Source organism: Lentzea atacamensis, assembly GCF_003269295.1.
GTDB classification, from domain to species: domain Bacteria; phylum Actinomycetota; class Actinomycetes; order Mycobacteriales; family Pseudonocardiaceae; genus Lentzea; species Lentzea atacamensis.
The window spans coordinates 68,494-89,004 of the sequence record NZ_QLTT01000015.1; the positions used below are offsets into that span (position 1 = coordinate 68,494).

The window sequence follows — 20,511 nt, forward strand, 5'->3', positions numbered from 1 at the left end:
TATTCCACGTCGGCGGGTGTTCCGGTGCCTGCTCTGCCTTTGTACTGCCGAAACGGATTGTTCGGTGGCCACGCCTGGACTTGTACGACGAAGCCCGAACAAAATGGGGAGCGGGGGAGGTAACCGACTATGGCCCGCAAAGAGCGTCCACTCGACGAAGGAGACAGCCCGCTACTACGATTCGCCGCCGACCTGCGCACACTGCGACGCGCGGCCGGCATGCCGACGTATCGCCGGCTCGCCGCGTTGACGCACTACTCGGCCGCGACGCTGTCCGACGCCGCCGGCGGCCGCAAACTGCCCACGCTCGACGTGACCTTGGCCTACGTCCGCGCGTGCGGCGGCGACGAACCGTCGTGGGAACGCCGCTGGACCTCGCTGGCCGCGCAGCCCGCCGACGTCAGGATGAACCGCGCGCCACAGGTCCGTGCCTTCAACGCGGCGGCCACGATGCTCGCCACCGTGGCGGAGGCCGGCGTCGTCCTGTGGCACATCCAGGACCAGCGCTTGGTGACAGTTCTGCCGCTGCTGGGACCACCGTTGCGCGCCTTGGTCTTCACGTCCGACGACTCGCACGTGATCGGAGTGCACACAGATGGTGTCGTGACCACTTGGGTGATCTAGTTGCCCTTTGGCATGGGGTGCGGTTGGTTGGGCTCGTGGCCGTACGAGTGGTGCTAGCCGACGACGAGGCCCTGCTGCGGCGGGGCCTGAAGGTCCTCCTGGAAGCCGACGGACGGGTGGAGGTCGTCGGCGAGGCCGCCGACGGCGCCGAACTGGTCGAAGTCGTCCTGGCCCGCCTGCCCGACGTCGTCCTGGTCGACGTGCAGATGCCGGGCGTGGACGGCCTGGAAGCGGTGCGGCGGCTGAGAACGTGGGCCACACCGCCCGCCATCGCCGTGCTGACCACGTTCGACCTGGACGACTACGTGGCCACCGCCCTCGACCTCGGCGCCCAGGGCTTCCTGCTCAAGGACGCCGAGCCAGAAACCCTGGTGCGAGCCGTGATCGACCTGGCCGCGGGCGGCGCCGTGCTGGACCCCCGCATCACCGCCCGCCTGCTGCCACGACTGCGCGGCTTCCGGGCCAACCGGCAACTGGACTCGTTGTCGGCCCGCGAACGCCAGGTGCTCGAACTGCTCGCCGGCGGCCGCTCGAACCACGCGATCGCGGAAGAACTGTGCCTGTCCGAGGCCACGGTGAAGAGCTACGTCTCGACCGTGCTGACCAAACTGGGCGTGGAAAACCGGGTGCAGGCGGCCCTGGTCGCGCACCAGGTCGGTGTGTGGTGAAGCCGCTCTACCGCGAAATCCTCACCGTGGGCATCACCACGGGCGTGGTCCTGCTGGCCCAGGACCGCCCGTTCCCGTGGTCGCTGTGGACTGCGGTGGTCGCCTCCCTGCTGCTGCCCGTACGCCTGCGCTGGCCGTGGCTGGCCGCGTTGCTGTGCGTCCCAGCCGTGGCAGGCGGCCTGGGCTGGGCCCCGGCCCTGGTGGCCCAATACCGCTTGGGCCGCAAGGAAAAGTCGATCCCGGTCCAACTCTTCTGGGTCGTCCTGCAAACCGTGGCCGCAATCGCCCCGGTACTGCTGACCGAAACCATCCCGCTCGGCTCGTTGCTGCTGGCCACCGCCTTCGCCTTCGGCCTGGCAGGCGCCCCCACGGCGCTGGGCGCCCTCGTGACCACCCGCAAGGACCTGACCCGGTCGCTCTACGAAACCCGCCGAGCCCGAGCCGCCGAACTGGAAGCCCAGGAAACCTCGGCCAGAGCCGCAGAACGCGCCCGCATAGCCCGCGAAATCCACGACGCCGTGGGCCACCACGCCACCCTGATAGCCGTGGAATCCGCCGCCCTCGCCGCCACCGCCACCGACCCCGCCGTCCGCGAAACCGCACAGCGCTTACGTGCCCTGGCAAAGGAATCCCTGTCCGAGATGCGCGCCGCCCTGGGCCTGCTGAACTCCGACACGTCCTACCCGTCCCTGCAGGAGCTGGTGGACCGCGCACGGGTCGCCGGCGTGTCGGTGACGCTGTCCGAGACGGGCGAGGCCGCGCTGTCCCCAGCCGTCTCCCGCGCCCTGTTCCGCGTGGTCCAGGAAGCCCTGACCAACGTCACGAAACACGCACCAGGCGCCGCCGTGACGGTGACCGTCGACCGCTCATCGCCCGTGCGAGTGTCCGTGGTGAACGGCCCCAGCACGCTGCCTTCCCTGGCCGACGGCGGCGGAGCGGGCCTGCACGGCCTGTCCGAACGAGTGCGGCTGGCCGGCGGCACCCTGACCACCTCGTACCGAGCAGACGGCGGCTTCAGCGTCTCAGCCGTCCTACCCTCCGGTAAGTCGAAGGTTGACGGACAAGACTCGACTTTCGGCGGTGGTGCACGAGACGCGGCCAACGCATAGTTCTCGGTGTCGGTCGAGGATCGGGGGATCGGTCGGACCGAGGGACGCGGGGACCCGCACGTCGGGTCCCCGCCGTATTTCCGCAGCTCCCGCCCTGTGCCGGGGGCCGTTTTTGATCTCTGTTCCGGGTGTTGTACGATTCTCCCTGCACGCCGGGCAACCGGGAGTGTGGCCGGGACGTGGCGCAGTTTGGTAGCGCACTTGACTGGGGGTCAAGGGGTCGCAGGTTCAAATCCTGTCGTCCCGACGGCCAAGAGGGTTCTCGCAGGTCAGATACTGCGAGGGCCCTCTTTTTGTGATCTTGCCGAGTTCTGCCGGGTCGAGCACGCCGCTCATCGACCCCTTTACTCGGAGGGCTTTCACAATGCCTCTGCTGAACCTCGACAAGCTCACCTTCGGCCTCTCGAAGACCTGGGCGGGATATCTCCGCGACTGGGATCGGACGCTGCGCTCCGCCAGCCATCCGGAGACCACTCGCTACAACTACCTGCTGGCCGCAGCCCAGCTCGCGCGCTACCTGGCGGAGTACTCGCCCGATCCCGACGCTGACGACGCCGCCGACGACCCGTGCGAGGTGACTCGCGCACACATCGAGTTCTTCCAAGCGTGGATGATCGAGACCCGGTCTGGCGCAACGGCGCTGAACAAGCACAAGGGTCTGCAGCAGTTCTTCAAGTGGCTCGAGTTGGACGAGCAGGACATCGACCGCTCACCGATGGAGCGGGTGAAGCAGCCCAAGCCACAGAAGAAGGTTATCGCCGTCATCCGCGACGACGACACCAAAAAGGTCCTCGACACCTGCAAGGGCAAGGACTTCGTCCAGCTCCGCGACGAGGCCATCATCCGGCTCTACTACAACACCGGCGCCCGCCTGTCCGAAGTCGGCAACCTCAGCCTCGAGGATCTCAACCAGGACACCGACTCCGTGCACTACCACGGCAAAGGCAACAAGGACCGCCGCGTCCGGTACGGGCCCAAGACCGCACGAGCGATCAGCCGCTACCTCCGCGCCCGTGCGAAGCACAAGGGCGCTGAGCTGCCGGACCTGTGGCTGGCCGACCGTGGCGGCAAGCCGTTGAAGCCCAACGGCATCAAGATCATGATCAAGCGCCGTGGTCTCTCTGCCGGGCTGACCGGTGTGCACGCGCATCGGTGGCGGCACAACTTCGCGCACGAGTGGAAGCGAGCGGGCGGCGACACCGGCGACCTGATGCTGCTGCTCGGCTGGACGTCCGAGGACATGCCGCGCCACTACGGCGAAAGCGCAGCCGCCGAACGTGCGCAGGAGATGCAGCTGCGGATGGGGATCGGTGAACATGTCTGAGGACCTGATTCGCCGAGCAGTGGCCGTGATTATGGGGACCGTCGTTGGGCTTACCTTCCTTTTCGGGTTCGGCAACGTATTGAGTCTCGGTCTGCGGCTGGGAGTGCCTGGATGGATCGCACCGCTGGTTGCTCCCGCAGTCGACTTGTCTGTGCTGGGTCTGCTCCTCGGCTTGCGTCAGTTGACTGCGGCGGGCGCGTGCGACTCGCAGCTCAAGCCCTTGCGTCGCTTGTTGATGTTCTGCAGCGTGGCGACGTTGGTCCTGAACGTGGCAGAGCCGCTGATCGGCGGCGAGTACGGCAAAGCAGCCTTCGACGCTGTGGGGCCGCTGCTCCTGATCGGCTGGGCGGATGTCGGCCCTTGTCTCTTGCAAGGGATACGTCCGGTCCTGCCAGCCCGTCAAGAAGTCGGAGATCCGTTGGCGACGCTTGGCCCGAATCAAGCCGCGGTTCAGTCGAATGCCGGTGCCATTGCCGCAACAAACTCGGAGCCGGTCCACGACGAACTTTTGGAACGCGCAAGGCGTGAAGACGTCCGCCATCGCGAACTTCATCATCGTCCGATATCGGCGGAGACGCTGCGCCAGCGGCTACACGTTGGTTCTTCAAGGTCGAGGAGCCTGGTCAGGGCCATACGCTCAGCCTCACGGACAAGCGGTGATTCTGTTCGTGCGCTCACCGCGTAGCTCCTGCTGGCCGACGTCGCGTTTGCCGGCGACCGACACTCGACCCCGCTGATTAAGAGTCCTCGGGGTGCACCCTGACGGAGGTGTCGGCTGATGTCGGCCAGTGCCGTTTCCGCACGTCAAGTACAGGGTCCAGAGGCCACGCCTGCTGCTCGATGTCAGCCTGTGTCGTCGCAGGTCAGCGTTCTCGGGCCCGTCACGGGCTCGCATTCCGGGGTTCTGCAGGACGTGTCGCGTGCGGTCACGGTGATCATCGCGGTGGTTGTTGGTCTGACGTTTCTCTTCGGGTTCGGCAATGTGCTCAGCCTTGCGCTGCGGCTCGGTGTACCGGTGTGGGTGGCTCCGTTGATCGCGCCTGCGGTCGACTTGTCGATTCTCGGGCTTCTTCTTGCGACGAGGTATCTCGCCATGCACGGCGCTTCGGCGGAGGACCTTCGGCCTCTGCACAGGTTCACGTTATTCGTCAGCGTGATGTCGCTGGCTCTCAACGTGGCTGAGCCTTTGTTGAGCGGTGCGTACGGCAAGGCGGCGTTCGACGCGGTCGGTCCGGCGTTGTTGATCGGTTGGGCGGAGGTCGGCCCGCAGGTCTTGCAGGCGCTCGCTCGCGTCAGTCCGTCCGCAGCCGTCCAGCTTGGGTCCGAACAGGTCGAGCGTGATGAGCTGGAGTCTGCAGCGCTCTCGCAGGACGACTTGGTGCGTGCTCGGCGTGCTGACGCGCGGTACTGGGCGTCGCACCTGCGGCCGATTCCGGCTGATGTGCTTCGCAGGGAGCTGGAGATCGGCACCGTCCAGGCACGTGAGTTGATCGCGGTGGTTCGCCGTGAAGTCGCGGCCAAGGTGTGTGCTGCGGTTGCCTAGTTCAATCCCGTCGGTCGTCGTGCAGGGGATGGTTCAACCGGTTTGGATCGATCTGCCTGGCCCGGAGGAAAGTGCTCATGGAGGCCGAGTACGGCCCATCGATGTGGAACAGGCCGTACAGCCGCTCCATCTCGTTCCAGGCCTGGCCGAACAACCCTGTGCCGCGCTCGTAGGGGTGCACCCACACCCAGTCCATCCACCACGTGTCGTCCTCGCGGCTGAAGCCGGCCGCGCCCGCGGCGATGGGGAACGTTGCGGAGAACCTCTCTGAGTTGATCAGGACGCCCTGGTAGTTCGGATTCGAGGGGTCGAACGGGCCGAGGTCGTACCTGGTCTCTCGCTTGAACTGCAGCCCGATCTCCGCCACCACCTGGCGCAGTGCGTAGGTGTTGGGGTCGATCAGCACTCCGGACGGGCACTCCGCGGTCAGCAGCGGGAACATGCGGATGTCGAAACGGGCTGGTTCGCCGAAGTGGGTCAGCTCCTGGCGGCGTCTGTCGAGAAGGTCGTCCATGACAGATGTGTACTGCATTTCAACGTCATGCGGACGAGTCAGCGCGAAGCTGATCGGCACTGTGATGCCGTCCGAGGCGACCTGCACAGCAACTCCGTGAACTCGTTGAGGTCGTTGCGATTGCGGTCAACGTGTGCGCGGTCCTGGTCGAGTAGACCTTGACCACGCGCTCTTCAGGCGCATGCGCGCAGGTTGGTCGCCGTTGCCCGGATGATCGTGGCGACAACGGCGAGCACTGCGTCGCAGTCGTCACGGACTTCCTCCATCTTTCGGCGCCACCGTGCTTTGCTGTTTGGAGCCGATGGATCTTCGTAGTCGAGATCGTGGACGATCGCATTTCGTGCAGCGAAGAACTTGTCCAGTGTTTCGATCTGCGCGACTGGGAGCTGTGCGTTCGAGATGCCCAGGGTGTCGCGCACTCGGGTCTTGACGTCGCCGCTGCCCTGCATACTGGCCTTGGTGCGGACATCGATGTACACCTTGATCATCTGCTTGCGAGGGTCGCCCGCAAGGATCGCCTGGGCCAGTGGATCGGAAGGGCCAGTGGCGAGCTCCTGTTTGATGAAGTCGTGGAACTTGCGGCCAGCAGTGGCGTTGCCCGCGATGAGGCTTTCCAAGGTGTCCCGGAGGAGCCGTTTGCAACAGGCATCAAGGCCGCTGGAAGTAAAGACCAGTGCCGCCCGGAGGAGATCCTCCTCGTCACTGGCGAGCCGGCCGCGTGTGTCTTGGCCCGTCGTGGCCTGCTTGGTCGCGCGGATAGTTGCAAGAGCGTCAAACAACCCTTTGACGCTGCTATGGCATCCGACGAGGTAACGCCATGCTCCGGTAACCAATGAGCCTGTGGGTTTTCGAGGCAGTGGCGTGAGAGCGATCGCCGTGTATCCGGCTCCAGCCATAGCTTTCTCCCTGTGGTCGCTGCCCTGTCCTAACAGGATGAGCGACTATTCGGTGACACCTACTACAACAGCGCCCGGCGGCGTCTCATTGACCGCCGCGAGCCGGCAACCGAACCAGCTCGGCCCCGTCTCCCTGGCAACCTTGATCCGGGTTTCCAGCATCGGCCTCAGTCGGGAATGGTCGAACCGCTCGTCCCGAACTGATGGTTGAGATCATCAGCGAGTTGGCGCGCCACACCGCGCAGAGCGGCGACATCGTCCTCAGCTGAGAACCCAGCCTCCACCGCCACCGGATTGCGCACTGCCCGCGATCCAGGAACCCGTTGGTAGAGCGAACTCATCCCGCCGATGAGCTGATTGTCGATCGCCTCGAGCGGCGCGCTGACGGCCGCCTTACTGGTCAACAAGGCTGCGCGAGCCAGGATCGTGCCGACTGTGCCAAGCCCGCGGGCATGGGTCGCCGCCAGCGTGACCGCCTCCGCGATCGCAGCATCAACGATCTTGAGGTGCACCTGCATGGCAGTCGGAGATGTGCCGACGATCTCCACACCCTGGGTGAACGCTCCCAGCGAGATTGCCAAAGCTATGGAGCCGTCGTGATGAAGTTCCACCAAGGCCCAGTTGACTCGTTCCTGGGCGTCGGTAGAGTAGTGATTCGACCGGATGACCCAGCGCCGCAAGCCGTGCCTTGCGTTGTTCACCGCATCACCTGACAACAGCTCGTTGAGCACCGGCACCCTGCCTTGCCCCCGTCCGAACACCTCAGAGGCCAGCTGCAGAGCGGTCCTCAGAGTGGTAGACACCTGCTCGCGTTGCGGACGCCGGCTCAGGAGCGGCAACGGCGCGATGGGGCGCGCTGCTACCGCAAGCCAGACGCCCTTGTCGAAGTCGATCTCGGGCACCAAGCCGTCGATCAACGCGGTGAGCGCCGCCCGATCGTCGGCTCGCCGGGAGAAGCGATCACGGTAGGCGCGTTCGAGCTGGCCCTCCGACATCCACAGCGTGTCTGAGCCGTCGCGGTGCGGGATGCCCATCTCGTTCTTCTCACCGATCACGTGAGGTGCGTCGGGACTCGGAGGCACAGATACAACAATCAGGCCAGGAGCGTCGTCCTCACCGTTGAGCGGCTCGATCACCAGGCTGTCCACCAGCGGCCGCAGGTACTTGTGGGTGAACGACCGCATGGCCTGTCTGTCCTGCTCACTATTCGGCACGCCCAGCAGCTTGACCGGCCGCTCGTTCTCCTCGGACACCCCGAAGACGATCAACCCACCTCGGGTGTTGGCCATCGCCGCTACGTCCTTGGCAAACTCCCGCTTCTTCTTCTCCTTGGCGTCGGGAGGCAGGTCTTTTTTCCAGGCCAGATCTCTCTTCCAGTCGAGGTCTTCGTTCTCACGAACGCCCTGCGCGATGGCCTGTTCCACCATGGCGTAGGTCAATGGCTGCGGGGAAAGGCCAAGTTCGGCATGGATCCGTGACCACATCAGCGCCATCAGCCGACACTAGCCAACTCGCCCGCCGACGACGCGAGGCTCGCCGGGACGCCGTGCTTTGGAAGCCAGCCTGAACGCGATAGCTGCACTGCTGGAGCCAACACCTGGCGCGTCGGACACGCGGCGAGGCAGCTGTGCATCCAAAATGATGGGCACTCAGATCGTGGGTGACAGCTGAAGGGATGGCTATGGCGCGGTTGCCAAGTGAAGGCGAGAGGTCGGCCCTGGTGGGGTTCGCCGGCCAGTTCCAGTTGGCAGCCAGGATCGTCATCGCGAAGCTCGGGACGCTTGAGTGGATCCACGTGGCGGATCCGGCTGCCGGGATCGCCGACGACTTTCAGTTCAAGTCGGGTCAGCGGCGACATGCTCTGCAGGTCAAGTGGTCTCAGCTCCCAGGCATGTTCAATTGGAGTGATCTGACGGCCGGTGAGAAGGACGAGCCTGGGCTGTGGACGAAACTTGCTGCAGCTTGGATCCGCTTGCGAGAGGTATCCGCCGAGCCACTGACCGTCTACCTGTGTACCAACAACCATGCGTCCACGACTGCGGCCACCGGGAAGACGCCGCTCGCCACGTCGTCTGCTGACAAACCGCGCAGTCTCGCGGCCTTCTTGGCCAGGGCATTCACTCCTGTGCGCACAATGATCGTCGATCGCGTCCAGGCATGGTCCGATCTTGCCGCGCTCCCGGAGGTCGTCCAGTGGGAACCAGCATGGACCCGGCTTCGTCAACTCAGCGGGCTGTCCGATAACGACTTCGTCCTGTTCATTCGAGACCTGGAGTTGATGTTTGGGCTCCAGCCGACCAGTCCGTTGCTCCGTCCTGACGAAGCGCCAGACGACCGCGAAGTTGACCACCTGGCTCAAACCTTGCAGAACATCGTGGCGGACCCCTCGCGGAAGGGACGGCTGAGTCGCGATGAGCTGCTGAGCAAGCTCGATTGGGTAGATCGTTTGCGGTATCGCCATCCTCACCGCTTCCCGATGCCCATGGTCTACGTGAGTAATGAGGCGGCCCGTGAGGCGCTGGAGTCGGCGGCGAGTGACCTGACAGGCGGGTACTTGGCGCTCGTAGGACCTGCTGGCTCGGGGAAGTCGACATTGCTCTCGATGATCAGCTTTCCGGGGCACATCGTGCATTACTACGCGTTTGTGCCGGACTCTGCGGATCCATTGAGCGGCCGCGGCGAGGCAGACAGCTTCTTCCATGACCTGTCGTTGGCCTTGGAGGACACGGGGCTGCGCCGCAGTGGCGTAGGCACTGACTTGCGTAGCCGTCAGAGGGTTCTGCTCGATCTGCGCGATCAGGCCGGCGTCAGGTGGGAGGAAGACGGCGAAGCTACGGTCATCGTGATCGACGGGCTTGACCATATTCCGCGTGAGCAGAGGCCGACGCGCTCGCTGCTGGAGGAGCTACCTGCGCCCGCTGCGTTGCCTCACGGTGTGTTCGTTGTTCTCGGCACGCAAACCGTGAGTGTGGTGCCGAGCGCGATTCAGGCAACGCTCGCTAGCGAGGGCCGGACGGTAGAGCTACCTCCGCTGACGAAACGGGAAGTGGAGCAGCTCGCGGAGGCCGCGGGCTTGACGGAGTGGCTATACCCAGGTCACATCAAGAAACTGGCAGAAGCCAGCGAAGGACACCCGCTGGCGTTGACCTACGTCCTGGAGGAACTGAAGGCGCTAGAAGAACACGAGCCGGATGCTGGCGTTCGTCAGGAACTTGCGAGCCGGTTGCTCGTGGATGCGTCGAACTACGGTGGCGACATCGAGTAGCGCTACAAGGGGTACCTGCGTGCAGTAGGCGACGAGGCAGCATTGACCGACTTGCTTGGAGTGGTCGCTCGTCTTCGTGTCCCTGTGAACGTCCGTTGGCTTGCGACGTGGGCTGAGCCTCACGCCCTGGACGAGTTCGTGCAGAGGACCGCGCCGTTCTTCCATCGCCACGGTCCGGAGTGGCAATTCATCCACAATAGCTTCCGTAGGTTTCTCTGAGGTTCCCCCCGGTAGCTCGGAGACTTTCAAGCATGGTCCGATAGGGCCTGAAGGGAGTCGTCCGTGGCAGCACCGAAGAAGTACCCCGACGAGTTGAGGGCTCGTGCGGTCCGGCTGTATCGGGAGTCGGATCCGAAGCCGGTGATCCGTCGGCTGGCCGAGCAGCTCGGGGTGCATCACGAAGCACTGCGCAACTGGATCCGGCAGGACGAGGCCGACCGCGGCGAGCGCGACGACCGGCCCACCACAAGCGAGTCGGAGGAGCTGCGGCGGCTGCGGCGGGAGAACGCGGAACTCAAGCGTGCCAACGAGATCCTCAAGGCCGCGAGTGCTTTTTTCGCCTCGGAACTCGACCCGGCCCGGCGACGGTCGTGAAGCTCGTGTCACAGCTTCGTGGCCGCTTCGGGGTCGAGCCCATCCTCCGGGTCCTCGGTATCGCCTCCTCCACCTACTACGGCTGGGTCCAGCGCCAGGCAGACCCGTCACCGCGGCAGCGCCAGGACGAGGAACTGGTAGCCGAGATCGTGGACATCCACACCATCTCCGGCGGCACCTACGGCAGCCCGCGGGTGCACGCCACCCTGCGCCGCCGCGGGATCCGGGTGTCGCGCAAGCGAGTCGAGCGGCTGATGCGCGGCCACGAGCTGCAGGGCGCGTTCCTGCGCACGAAGTGGCGAACACCCTCCACCCGGCGCGATCCACGAGCCACGCCGGCACCGGATCTGGTCAACCGGGACTTCACCGCCCCGGCGCCGGACCGGCTGTGGGTCGCCGACGCCACCCGCATCCCCACCGGCGAGGGCGTGTTCTGGCTGGCCGCGGTCCGCGACGCCTTCTCCAACCGGATCGTGGGCTGGAAGACCAGCGACCGCTGCGACACCAGCCTCGTGCTCGGCGCCCTGGAATACGCAATCTGGTCCCGCGACGTCCGCGACGGGCAGCTGATCCACCACAGCGACCGAGGCTCGACCTACACCTCGATCCGCTTCGCGCAACGCCTGGCGGACAACGGAATCCTGCCGTCGATGGGCTCGGTCGGCGACTCCTACGACAACGCGCTGATGGAGAACTTCTTCTCCACGTTGAAGATCGAGCTGGTGTACCGGAACTCGTGGCGCACCCGCGACGAGGCCGAGAACGCGATCTTCAGCTACATCGACGGCTGGTACAACACCCAGCGCATCCAGAAAGAGCTCGGCTGGCTCAGCCCCGACGAGTACGAAGCCGCCTGGCACGCCGACCAACTCGAGCCATCTATCATCCCGGCATCCCCGACCGGAGCCAGGTAGTCAACCCTCCGAGTTATCGGGGGAACCTCATCGAGCGTCACGATCCGGGTCGTGCCTGCGGCGATCGGTGCCCACGCGGGCATACGCGGGCCGTTCACACAGCTGACGTTCGCCAAGTACGAGCCGCTGGTGTGCCTGAGGAGCGAGAACTCCACGCTGTTCGTCGAAGACGCCGCCGCAGTCGAGGGTTACGCCGCGATTGTCCGCTCCCTCGACCGGTGCAGCCTGGATGCTGATCAGTCGAAAGCAGCGATAACTCGACTCGGCGAGGCGTTGTCGGCCACCGACTGCTCGAACGAGGAAACGATGCCGCAGGCCGATTCGATTCGCGCGCAAGGTGAATCCGCGTGACGCGGTTGGGGATCGGCGGCCTCGAGGGACCGCAGACGGAGGTCCAAGCCGCCGCGCAGTCCTATCAGGACGAACATGGCTGGACCGTTGATGTGTACGGCTCGGGTGTGTGGCTGGTCGCCGGGCGTGCGGTCGAAGCCCTTGACATGCCAAGGGAACTTGGCTCCCGTACATGGAACCTGCTGGACCAGTTGGCCCCTGTGTTCGAGTCGTCAGACGATCACGCTGTCCGCTGGACCTTCATCACGGCGCCGCACATCGGGCCGACGCTTCCGGAGTTCGCCGTGCGGGGTGTCGACCACATCCGGTCAGGCCTGTCGATCGACCTACCACCCAGCACCTTCGGACGGCACCGCCTGCGTTGGATCACCCCACCGGTCCCAGCGCAGGTACCCAGTTTCAACGCCGTGGCCGATGCCGTGCTGCGAGCTATGCCGAGCTGACTGACCGGGCAAGCGACCATGACACGTGCCGCAGCCATCCGCTGACCCAGCCGTGGCCGCAGGTCCGCGTCTCCTGGCCCGCCGAACCGTTGCTCGGCGACGACGGAGAGCGCGCCGACCGACTCGACCACGGCCGCGAGTTGATCGGGACCATGCAACTCGCCCCAGCCGTCCTCGGTGTCGGCGGTCAGCACCTCGGACAGGGCAACGTCCGCGTGCGCGTCGAGTTCGCGCCACGGGTCGGCTTCCCACCACTGCACCAGCCAGTCGGGATCGCTGTCGTTGCAGTACTCCAGGAGTGCCAGGAGCCGTGGATCGTCGGGCAGCTGCGCCGAGATCTCCAGTTCTACACCGTCGAACGGTTGCCGCATCGGCATGGTGTCCAAGCGCTTGCGCACCAGGCGTTGTAACGCGCCCAGCTCGCGACGCAAGTAGGCGACGCGGTGGTGCGGGAACACCCCGACCACCACGCCGTCCTCACGACGCCGCCACCCGAACAGGGGGCGGTTTACGGCTCGGTCCATTCACCGATGACGGGCGGCGCCACCAAGGCGTCGCTGCCAAAGGTCTCGTCAGGGTCCGGTTCCAGCAGGTACGACGGCGTGGTCCGCTCGAGATCTTCCTCGCCCTTGCCCTTCGCGCCACCGGCACCCATGGCACCCATCGCACCGGCACCGGCACCGGCACCTGCGCCACCGCGGCCAGTCGCCGCGCCACTGGTGCCCGTGCTGCCGCCACGGCCTGCCGAACCGTCACCGGGCAGCACACCCACGGATCCACCGGAGTTGAACCCCTTGGCGGCGTTGGGATTGCCGACGCCGGTGCCGCCGGGCACACGTCCGCCGCCCACACCGGTTCCAGTGCCACCTCGGCCTGCACCGGTACCTGCAGGGCCACCGGTCCGGCCGGTGCTCTTGTCGCCGGCGCCTGGGCCGGGCAGGAAACCTGGGTTGAGCCCGCCGCCACCGCGGTTGTTGTTGCCGTCGCCTGGCTGGTTGCCGCCCAGGCCGAGGTTGTTCTGGCCACCGCCCAGACCGCTGGTGTTGGTGGTGTTACCGCCGGTGCTGGTGACCGGTGGTGCCGTCCACGCCGTGTTGGTCGTGTCACCGATCTGCGGCGGTGGTGTGAACCCGCGGCCGTTCGAGTCATCGGTGCCGATCGGAGGCTGCGGCCGCGGCTCGGGTTGAGGCTGGGACGGTGGCGCTGGGGGAGCGGGTGCGAACGCGGGCTGGGCGGCCGCGGTCTGCGTCACTGTGCGGTCGTAGGTCTCTACCGCTCGCGCAGCGTCCTCGTGCTGCTGTTTCTGTTCCTGGAAGGCGGCGGCGTCGGCGGCAGCCTGTTGCACGTACAGGATCGGGTCGGTGATCGCCATCCGCCTGGCGTTCGCCGCTGCGGGGTCGTAGGGAACGGCGGGTGGTGGCGGCACGGTGGACTTCGCGGTGCTCAACGCGCGCGACTGCTGGGTGATCAGCGTGCCCGCGAGTTGCGCCGCCGTTCCGGCCTCGGAGGCTTTGTTGCCCAGGCCTGCGACCGCGGTGCGGGCTTGGTCGGCGGCTTTGCCGCTCCAGTCGGCCTCGCTGCTGCCGATCGCGGTGGCGATGCGGTCCTGGAACGCGGTGAGCTTGTTGCCGATCTGGGTGTAGGTGTCGCCGGCCGCGCCCACGGTGCCGGGGTCGACGCCGTTGTTGACCATCTCGTGCAGTTGCGGGTGGGAGATGCCGAGGTAGTGCACGCCGGGCGCGGCCGGGGCCTGGCGGGTCGACACACCCTGGTTGCGCAGGTTCACTGCCTGCCCGTCCAGGAGATCGTCGACCTGGCCGCTGCCCTGCACGATCGCCATCAGTGGGCCCATGATCGGCCCGTGCGTCGCCAGGTTCACCGCGGTGACCTGGTCATGGATCTGCTGGCCCGTCTGTACCTCGCCGTGACGCTGCAGCCCGTATCGCGAGTAGACGTCGCCGGACTGACCGCGTGGCCCCTCGTTCATCCCTGCACCCTCTCAACCCACAGTCAGAACAAGCGCCTCACGGCAACTTCGGCGCGACGAACTCAGCGACCTTCAAGGCCAGCGGACAACCATCACTCTTTGGCGGAGGCGTCACCGTTACGTCAACGCGCGACGAGGAAGTGACCTCAAGCGCGATGATGCAGGTGCCCGCAGTGTCCTCACTGACCTGCTTGGCTGGGCGGCCACCGACGGTGATTTCGGTCAGCTTGCCGCCGTCGGCCTGTACCTGTGCCAAACCGAGGTTCGTGCGAATGCCGACGTGGAAGTTGGAGTCTGCGGACTTCCACTTGCAGGTGTCCTTGGTGCCGACCATTTCACGCTTTGGTGTTCCTGTGGCGCCGAGTCCGGAAGCCTCCGTCGAACTCAGCAAGGAGCAAGGATCCTTGTCCTTGAGTGACCCGTCGTTCGCGCTTGGAGTGGTTGAAGCGCTCGTGGTCGTTGTCGCGGCCTGAGTGTTGGTTTCTGGGCGTGGTGTTCCGGACGACTGTCCGCCCGAACACGCGCTGATGGCAACCAGCGCACCAGCCGCCAGCGTGGTCAGGATGAAGCGAGATGTCACGTGCATTCCTTCGGTGTTCACGCCGTGGGGCCGCCAGCCTTGGTGATGTTCTGCTGGCCACCCTCGTCTGCGGCCTTGTAGGCGCCCATCGCCTTTTCGACCTCGGTTTTGAACTCCAGAGCTTCTTCGCGGAGCTTCGTCAGGACGGCGAATGCGCCTTGGCTTGGATCGGTCGCAACGGTCGCCATGAACGGTTTGTAGACCTGGGCAGCAGGAGTCGTGCCGAGCGGCAGTTCCTGTCCGAGGTCCCGTGAGTTGGCCAGGATCTCGCCAAGCTCGTCGTAGAGGTCCTGAGCCGCAGTGATCAAGGCTCGGCCGCCAGACTCGTTGATGGCCCAGCCGCCAGCTGCGCCGACAGCCTTCAAACTGTTCAACGCGTCGCCGAAACCACTCACGCTCGACCAGATGTCAGCCACTGCTGCCCCTCCCTGACAGGTGCTCCAACGTTAGCAATTCGTCGCTCACCGTGTTCGGTGATTCCGACGTATGACCAGCGGCGCTGGTTCCTTCACGACACGTTCCTCACCAGGTTGGTCAGGTGTCGGTCGAGTGCAGCGAGATCAGCGGGCGTGTAGGTCGCTTGGAGTCGTCCGTCGCAATCGGTGCTGTTTAGGACGGCGTAGCGGCCCGCTTGGGTGTCCAGCCAGTTCATCGTGATCGGAGTGCTCTGTCGGCTGTTGCGGCTGCGGGCAGTGACCAGGAAGTCGCCGCCACCCAGTCGTGGCTGGCGCAGGATGTCCTCGGCTGCGGCTCGTTGCGCCGCCGGCGAGTGTCCTGCCGCTCGTACCGTCGAGGTGAAGGTGAACTCGGAGAAGTCCTCGTCGACCCGTCGCCGCGCGGTCGGCGGGGGTTTGGCGGTCACGGTGACCGAGGTGCCCGGTCCTGGGGACAGCGGTGGCAACAGCCCGACGAGCCTGCGGATGACCGAGTCAGGTTGTGCCAGTTCGAACCGCAACGCCTCGCCTTCCTGCACCGCCAGCACGCCGGCGTGGTCGTCGATCACCGCGAGGGCGAGATGCTGCTCCTGGTCGGCAACACCACGCATGGCGATGGCGACCCGCCCACGCGCGTACACGTTCAGCGTCTGCACAAGCTCAGGGGCGAAGTCATCCCTGCGAATCAACCTGCGTGCGATCAGCTCATCCTGCGCGGCCTGCCCCAACCTCAGCCGCTCCTCCGCTTCGACGGCGAAGTGCGGAATCGAGAACGGAAACTGCCGGACGTCGAGCCGCAGCGCAACGCCCAGCACGTCGAGTTCGACGAACGAGCAGACGATCTCCCCTGACACGTGGATCTTCCCTCCCCGAACACCGCTCCCACGGTGCGTGACCGGAAGCCATACTGCCAGTCGACCTGTGCTCTACGGAGCGTTACAGAACGGGTTGCCCCTGTTTGAGGGGTTGATCACTACGGTCCGTGAGTAGATTGCGGTCAACATCGGCATCGGGGATAGGTAGAAGCACGCAATTCCGGGTGAACGGCGTGCGCCTCCACCACCTGTCATGATTCGCTCGCTGTGAGTGAGGGGCGGAGACATGTACGGGAACCCGGACGAGCTGGACCGGATCGCGGGCGAGATCGAGAAGCGCGCTGACGGGGTGCGGGATCGCGCGAAGAAGCTCGACGACGATGCGCGGAAGATGGAGTGGCAGTCGGTAGCGGCCGAGGGGTGCCGGGAGACGGTCGGTGGGGACCGGCGGCAGCTGGAGAAGGCCGCGGATGGGCTGACCGAGGCGGCCGCGCTGTTGCGGCGGCATGCGCAGGAGGTCCGTGAGCTGATCGCGATGATCAAGAAGATCTCCGAGGCCGTGGTCGGCTGGTTCACCAGCGCGATCGACCGGTTCAACCGAGCGGTCGATGCCTTCAACCAGGCTGCACGGGATATCGCGAACGGTGTTGCGGATGCGCTGGGGTTCGGTGGTGGTCAGCCGCCTCAACCTCCGCAGCCGCCGTGGACGGGATGGAAGTGGGGGCCGGACAACCTGCCGCCCGCGGGGGACAAGGCGTGGCTCGAGGTCGGCGAGTACCTGCGTGGGCAGGGGGTGCCCGCGTGAGCCCGGCACCGCACCGGCTCGTGCTCACCGCCGGCGAGCTCACGTACCTGGTCGAACGCGCCGGTGTCGAACTGCCGCCAGCTTGGATGCCGTCCGCCGACATCGGCCCTGCCGAGGCCAGCCTGATCAAGAAGCGCGTGGTCGACGGAGTGGGCGGCGAAGTGCACCGGTCGGTGGTCAAGAACCTGGAGATCCTGGCGTTGCCGATGGTCATGCTGGACACCGTCGCGGCGATCGGCGACAAGGGCCTGCACAGCATGCACACGGTCTCCGGCCCGTTGGGTGCGTCGCTGTTCGAGCTGGGTGACGGCGCGGTGGAGATGTCGATGTTCGCTTCGGCGGATCTGGGCAAGGAACTGATCCGGGCCGTTCCACCCGAGGGTCAGGGCACCAACGCCGGGATCGAGTCACGCCTGGGCGGAGGCGGATCGGAGCAGGCTCCGTTGCGTGGCCGGTTGCCGCTGGCGGTGCTGCAGGAGATGGGCGCCGCCAGGCTGTTCCGGGGTGCCGATCCCGGCGGTCCGGCCGCCGTGGCCGCCACGCTGAACCTGTCGGGCGGTGAAGCGGCGCTCGCTCGACAGGTGGCGACCGAGACGGATGGGGCGTTGCGGTGTCTTGTTGTCGGTCGCAATGGGATGACGTCCCAGGTCAGCTGGGTGCACACCGACGGTGGCTGGAGCGGCCTTGAACCGGAGCCGGACGGCTCCGGGCGTCGGATGGTGCGGCTGGAGCCAGCCGAGCGTGAGGATCTGGGCACGTGGGTCGCCCCGGCTGTGGCGGGAGCGCTGTAATGCCCGATGACCGCGTAGTTCCTGATAAGCCGGTGGACCGCAACGTAGAGATCGCCGCTGTCTCCGATATCCAGATCAGCGGTGGCGCTGGCGGGTTCAGAGCCAAGGGTGAGGATCTCGTGGCGATGAGCGTCCTCACCGATGAGGTTGCCGGTGACACGCTGAAGACCGCGTTGGCCAGCCACAAGTTCCTCGCTGAGCCCGACGTGCTGGCTTCGGCTCTGCTGAATCCGTCCGGGGTGGCGAAGTTCGAGGCGGCCATGGCCATGGCGCTCGACGGGCCAACCGGTCTCACCGCAACGTCCGCGGCCATCGGCCTGCGTGGCGATGCACTTCGCGCCACGAAGCTGGCTTACGAGGCCGCGGACGAGCTCGCAGCCAGGAGACTGGACGCCTCGCGATGGATGGCAGGCCTGGCGGTCGCCTCGGCGCCAGGTGGTGTTGTCGCCGCTGGGCTCGCAACGGGTACCGCGATCGCCGCGGATGTGTACACCAACTACGACGGTGACTGGCAGAAGTGGCTGGTTGATCACCCAGGCATGGTCGACACCCTGATCGGCATGTCGCCCGGCATGCTCTCATCGCTCGGCGTACCGGTTGATCTGGCATCCACATTGGATCTGCTCGCCGCGACTTATGCGGACGGTACGGCGGACGTCAAATACCTCCAGACCTATGACGACGGTTCGGGACCGCACAACCTGCGAGACATTCTGCTGGGTCTTGACGAGCGCAACAGCCCCACCAACAAGGAACCGAGCAACATCGATGTACGAATCATCAAGGACGCCAACGGAAACGTGACCGGCTACATCGTGGATGTCCCTGGTACCAAGGACTGGAATGCGCCGTGGGATCCCAAGAGCGCCAACGACTCAGGCGTCAACGTCGACGCGATGGCAGGCAACAGAACCGTTCTGCAGCAGGGCATCGAGCAGGCGCTGCGTGATGCCGGCGCGCAGGGATCCGGTGTGCCGGTGATGCTGGTCGGGCACAGCCAGGGCGGCATCGTCGCTGCCCAGTCGACCAGCGACCTCGTCGCGAGCGGGTACAACGTGACACACGTGGTCACTGCCGGCTCGCCGGTCGGCCGCATCGACATTCCCGGCAACGTGCAGATGCTGTCGCTGGAGAACAAGGGCGATATCGTTCCGCATCTCGATGCCAGCGACAACCCGAACACCGCGAACCGCACCACGGTCACCTTCGAGAACCAGACCGGCACCATCGGCGAGAACCACAGCATCGGCGGCTACCGGGAGAACCCTGGCCAACCGCAAGACCAGCGCGTCGACCGCAACTACGTCGCGGTCGCGGGACAACTCGACCAGAGTTCGGATCCTTCGGTCCGGAGGTTCCTCGACAGCACGGAAGCCTTCACCCAGGGCGGGCCGGCGTCGCAGATGAGGACCTATCAGGTGACGCGTGAGGGAGTGAAGTGAGTAGCGCGCTGCGTTCGGTCGTGCTGGCCGGCCTGCTCGCCATGGTGGGCTTGCTGGCCGGGTGCAACGTCGGCGACCAGTATTACGAGGGCGTCGACAGCTTCGGCAAGCAGACGGTCGCTGACTGGAAGGCGATGCCGGAGGTCGTCGATGCGACCTATGAGTACCGCCATGGGCTGGACCAGGGGCAGGTTGTGTACCTCGACGTCACGATCCGCGGGGACGTCGACAAGGACACGCTGATCGGCCAGTTGCAGGAAGTCGCCCGAAAGAACTTCTGGCAGAAGACCTCGTCGAACGACGTCAAGGTCAACCTGGCGGTCCGTTCCGAGGGCAGCGCGCTCGGCGGCGGGTCGGCGACGCCCGGTCCGGTGATCTACGAGGGTGGGCTCGGCCAGGGTTCCGGATCTCCTGAAGAAAAGTACGGGCCGAGAGCGACGACGAGGTGAGTAGACGATGACTCCGGACGAATGGCTGGCCGACTTCGAGGCCAAGACCGCGGAACTGCAGCGCAACGCGGTCGCGTTCCGCCGCAACCTGGAGGCCGCGGGGCAGACCGTCACCTCCGAGGACAAGACGCTGACCGTGACGGTAGCGCCGAACGGCGCCCTGCTTGATCTCAAGATCGCACAGAACCCGGATCTCGCCGCGAGGCTCATAACGTTGGTGCGGCAGGCGAGGGAAGGTGCCGCGGCCAACGTGCTCGGCGAGTTCCGCAACGCGGTCGGCGGACAGGCAGGACAGCTTGACAGCGATGTGTCAGTGCCCGCGTTCAGTACTCCTGAACCGCGGAAGCCGAAGCAGCAGCTGGTCGAGGACGAGGACTTCAGTGACAACTCGATCTACCGGCGACCGTTGTGATTGCGTAGTGGACGCCCCAGTGCCACCGCGAACCGCACGACGGGCACTTCAGCACCAAGACCGATCAGTTTTCGGATCAGCCTGCTCGAAGGTCCCGTCCGCGCCGCGCCCTGCTGGAGGGGAACCGGATTGACACCGGCTGCGGGTGCCGAGCGAAATCCCGCCCAGCGCCCGTCATCTCAGTACAGGGGCGTCATGTCTTTGTTTTCGACGACGAGGTGCGCTCTCATGGCGCGATCGCATAGTCGCAGGTAGATGCGTTGCCTGCTGCTTGCGTCCGTCGTCCATGTCGGTGATCCTCCGTACCTGACCGCTGTGCGCGACTCTCCCATCGGAGTCCGTAGCGCTGCAGGCCGAAGTTCCGGGGCAGCGCTACTGCGTCGGCATGCAGCTCTGACCGATGGTGCCTCATCGTCATCCGCGCAGAACTGCAGTCCAACCTGCTCGCTTGAGACCTGAGTGTCCGCATCCGACTTCTGCGCGAAGCTCGTAGAAGGGTTCTATCGATCTCCGGCGCCACCGTGCTGCGCCACCTGTGCTTTTGAACGGAG

General features: G+C 65.8%; 23 protein-coding genes and 1 tRNA gene. 16 read left to right on the forward strand and 8 right to left on the reverse strand.

The window, feature by feature from the left end; all coding sequences use genetic code 11:
- Positions 1–129 precede the first annotated feature (129 nt).
- The 7 genes from C8D87_RS49375 to C8D87_RS42710 all read left to right on the forward strand — a co-directional run bounded on the left by C8D87_RS49375 (position 130) and on the right by C8D87_RS42710 (position 5,268).
- Positions 130–624, forward strand: a complete 495-nt coding sequence (locus C8D87_RS49375; RefSeq protein WP_112232155.1) for a helix-turn-helix domain-containing protein — start codon at positions 130–132, stop codon at positions 622–624.
- Positions 625–659: 35 nt separating this feature from the next.
- Positions 660–1,292, forward strand: coding sequence for a response regulator (locus C8D87_RS42685; protein WP_170155109.1), 633 nt, complete (start codon positions 660–662; stop codon positions 1,290–1,292).
- The gene (locus tag C8D87_RS42690) at positions 1,286–2,401 is read left to right on the forward strand and encodes a sensor histidine kinase (protein WP_233442553.1); all 1,116 of its coding nucleotides are present in this window, start codon (positions 1,286–1,288) and stop codon (positions 2,399–2,401) included. Before C8D87_RS42685 ends, C8D87_RS42690 begins: the two co-directional genes overlap by 7 nt.
- Before the next feature lie 173 nt (positions 2,402–2,574).
- Positions 2,575–2,648: transfer RNA gene (locus C8D87_RS42695), tRNA-Pro, on the forward strand.
- 117 nt (positions 2,649–2,765) lie between these two features.
- Positions 2,766–3,725, forward strand: coding sequence for a tyrosine-type recombinase/integrase (locus C8D87_RS42700; protein WP_112232157.1), 960 nt, complete (start codon positions 2,766–2,768; stop codon positions 3,723–3,725).
- A complete protein-coding gene (locus tag C8D87_RS42705; RefSeq protein WP_112232159.1) occupies positions 3,718–4,410 on the forward strand; it encodes a hypothetical protein in 693 nt (230 codons plus the stop codon). The genes C8D87_RS42700 and C8D87_RS42705 overlap by 8 nt, the downstream gene beginning before the upstream one ends.
- Positions 4,411–4,575: 165 nt before the next feature.
- Positions 4,576–5,268 carry a hypothetical protein gene (locus C8D87_RS42710; protein ID WP_325049767.1) on the forward strand — a complete coding sequence of 231 codons (693 nt, stop codon included), beginning with the start codon at positions 4,576–4,578 and terminating at the stop codon, positions 5,266–5,268.
- Position 5,269: 1 nt separating this feature from the next.
- Here the strand turns inward: C8D87_RS42710 and C8D87_RS42715 are convergent, their stop codons facing one another.
- From C8D87_RS42715 to C8D87_RS42725, 3 genes are all read right to left on the reverse strand, one after another.
- Positions 5,270–5,782, reverse strand: a complete 513-nt coding sequence (locus C8D87_RS42715; RefSeq protein WP_146772069.1) for a hypothetical protein — start codon at positions 5,780–5,782, stop codon at positions 5,270–5,272.
- A gap of 173 nt (positions 5,783–5,955) precedes the next feature.
- Positions 5,956–6,678, reverse strand: coding sequence for a hypothetical protein (locus C8D87_RS45500; protein WP_146772070.1), 723 nt, complete (start codon positions 6,676–6,678; stop codon positions 5,956–5,958).
- Between the two features lie 167 nt (positions 6,679–6,845).
- Positions 6,846–8,171 (reverse strand): AlbA family DNA-binding domain-containing protein, encoded by a 1,326-nt coding sequence (locus tag C8D87_RS42725; protein WP_112232165.1) that lies wholly within the window; start codon positions 8,169–8,171, stop codon positions 6,846–6,848.
- A 227-nt stretch (positions 8,172–8,398) separates the two neighbouring features.
- Here C8D87_RS42725 and C8D87_RS42730 point away from each other — a divergent pair, with 227 nt between their 5' ends.
- The 4 genes from C8D87_RS42730 (at position 8,399) to C8D87_RS42745 (ending at position 11,802) form a co-directional block, all read left to right on the forward strand.
- The gene (locus tag C8D87_RS42730; RefSeq protein WP_146772071.1) at positions 8,399–9,943 is read left to right on the forward strand and encodes an ATP-binding protein; all 1,545 of its coding nucleotides are present in this window, start codon (positions 8,399–8,401) and stop codon (positions 9,941–9,943) included.
- Positions 9,944–10,225: 282 nt separating this feature from the next.
- Positions 10,226–10,537, forward strand: a complete 312-nt coding sequence (locus tag C8D87_RS42735) for a transposase (RefSeq protein WP_112232169.1) — start codon at positions 10,226–10,228, stop codon at positions 10,535–10,537.
- Positions 10,538–10,542: 5 nt separating this feature from the next.
- Positions 10,543–11,451 (forward strand): IS3 family transposase, encoded by a 909-nt coding sequence (locus C8D87_RS42740; protein WP_170166791.1) that lies wholly within the window; start codon positions 10,543–10,545, stop codon positions 11,449–11,451.
- A gap of 15 nt (positions 11,452–11,466) precedes the next feature.
- Positions 11,467–11,802, forward strand: a complete 336-nt coding sequence (locus C8D87_RS42745; RefSeq protein ID WP_325049769.1) for a Scr1 family TA system antitoxin-like transcriptional regulator — start codon at positions 11,467–11,469, stop codon at positions 11,800–11,802.
- A gap of 220 nt (positions 11,803–12,022) precedes the next feature.
- On the opposite strand, the gene C8D87_RS42750 is transcribed toward C8D87_RS42745, so the two are convergent.
- The 5 genes from C8D87_RS42750 to C8D87_RS42770 form a co-directional block, all read right to left on the reverse strand.
- Positions 12,023–12,769: a hypothetical protein gene (locus tag C8D87_RS42750; RefSeq protein WP_146772072.1), complete on the reverse strand. Its 747-nt coding sequence runs from the start codon at positions 12,767–12,769 to the stop codon at positions 12,023–12,025.
- Positions 12,754–14,232: a hypothetical protein gene (locus tag C8D87_RS42755; RefSeq protein WP_112232177.1), complete on the reverse strand. Its 1,479-nt coding sequence runs from the start codon at positions 14,230–14,232 to the stop codon at positions 12,754–12,756. The genes C8D87_RS42750 and C8D87_RS42755 overlap by 16 nt, the downstream gene beginning before the upstream one ends.
- A 37-nt stretch (positions 14,233–14,269) precedes the next feature.
- The gene (locus tag C8D87_RS42760; protein ID WP_170166792.1) at positions 14,270–14,812 is read right to left on the reverse strand and encodes a DUF3558 family protein; all 543 of its coding nucleotides are present in this window, start codon (positions 14,810–14,812) and stop codon (positions 14,270–14,272) included.
- A gap of 17 nt (positions 14,813–14,829) precedes the next feature.
- Positions 14,830–15,228: a hypothetical protein gene (locus C8D87_RS42765; protein WP_112232181.1), complete on the reverse strand. Its 399-nt coding sequence runs from the start codon at positions 15,226–15,228 to the stop codon at positions 14,830–14,832.
- A gap of 92 nt (positions 15,229–15,320) precedes the next feature.
- Entirely contained in the window at positions 15,321–16,100 is a 780-nt protein-coding gene (locus C8D87_RS42770) for an ESX secretion-associated protein EspG (RefSeq protein ID WP_170166793.1), read from the reverse strand.
- A gap of 247 nt (positions 16,101–16,347) precedes the next feature.
- Here C8D87_RS42770 and C8D87_RS42775 point away from each other — a divergent pair, with 247 nt between their 5' ends.
- From C8D87_RS42775 to C8D87_RS42795, 5 genes are read left to right on the forward strand one after another with little or no spacing between them, the layout of a single operon-like run.
- On the forward strand, positions 16,348–16,866 hold the full coding sequence (locus C8D87_RS42775) for a WXG100 family type VII secretion target (protein WP_112232186.1): 519 nt from the start codon (positions 16,348–16,350) through the stop codon (positions 16,864–16,866).
- Positions 16,863–17,657, forward strand: coding sequence for a hypothetical protein (locus C8D87_RS42780; RefSeq protein ID WP_112232189.1), 795 nt, complete (start codon positions 16,863–16,865; stop codon positions 17,655–17,657). The genes C8D87_RS42775 and C8D87_RS42780 overlap by 4 nt, the downstream gene beginning before the upstream one ends.
- Positions 17,657–19,099 carry a lipase family protein gene (locus C8D87_RS42785; RefSeq protein WP_112232191.1) on the forward strand — a complete coding sequence of 481 codons (1,443 nt, stop codon included), beginning with the start codon at positions 17,657–17,659 and terminating at the stop codon, positions 19,097–19,099. Before C8D87_RS42780 ends, C8D87_RS42785 begins: the two co-directional genes overlap by 1 nt.
- A 20-nt stretch (positions 19,100–19,119) precedes the next feature.
- Complete coding sequence (locus C8D87_RS42790) at positions 19,120–19,548, forward strand: hypothetical protein (RefSeq protein WP_146772074.1); 429 nt, start codon at positions 19,120–19,122, stop codon at positions 19,546–19,548.
- Between the two features lie 7 nt (positions 19,549–19,555).
- A complete protein-coding gene (locus C8D87_RS42795) occupies positions 19,556–19,960 on the forward strand; it encodes a YbaB/EbfC family nucleoid-associated protein (protein ID WP_112232195.1) in 405 nt (134 codons plus the stop codon).
- Positions 19,961–20,511: the final 551 nt, after the last annotated feature.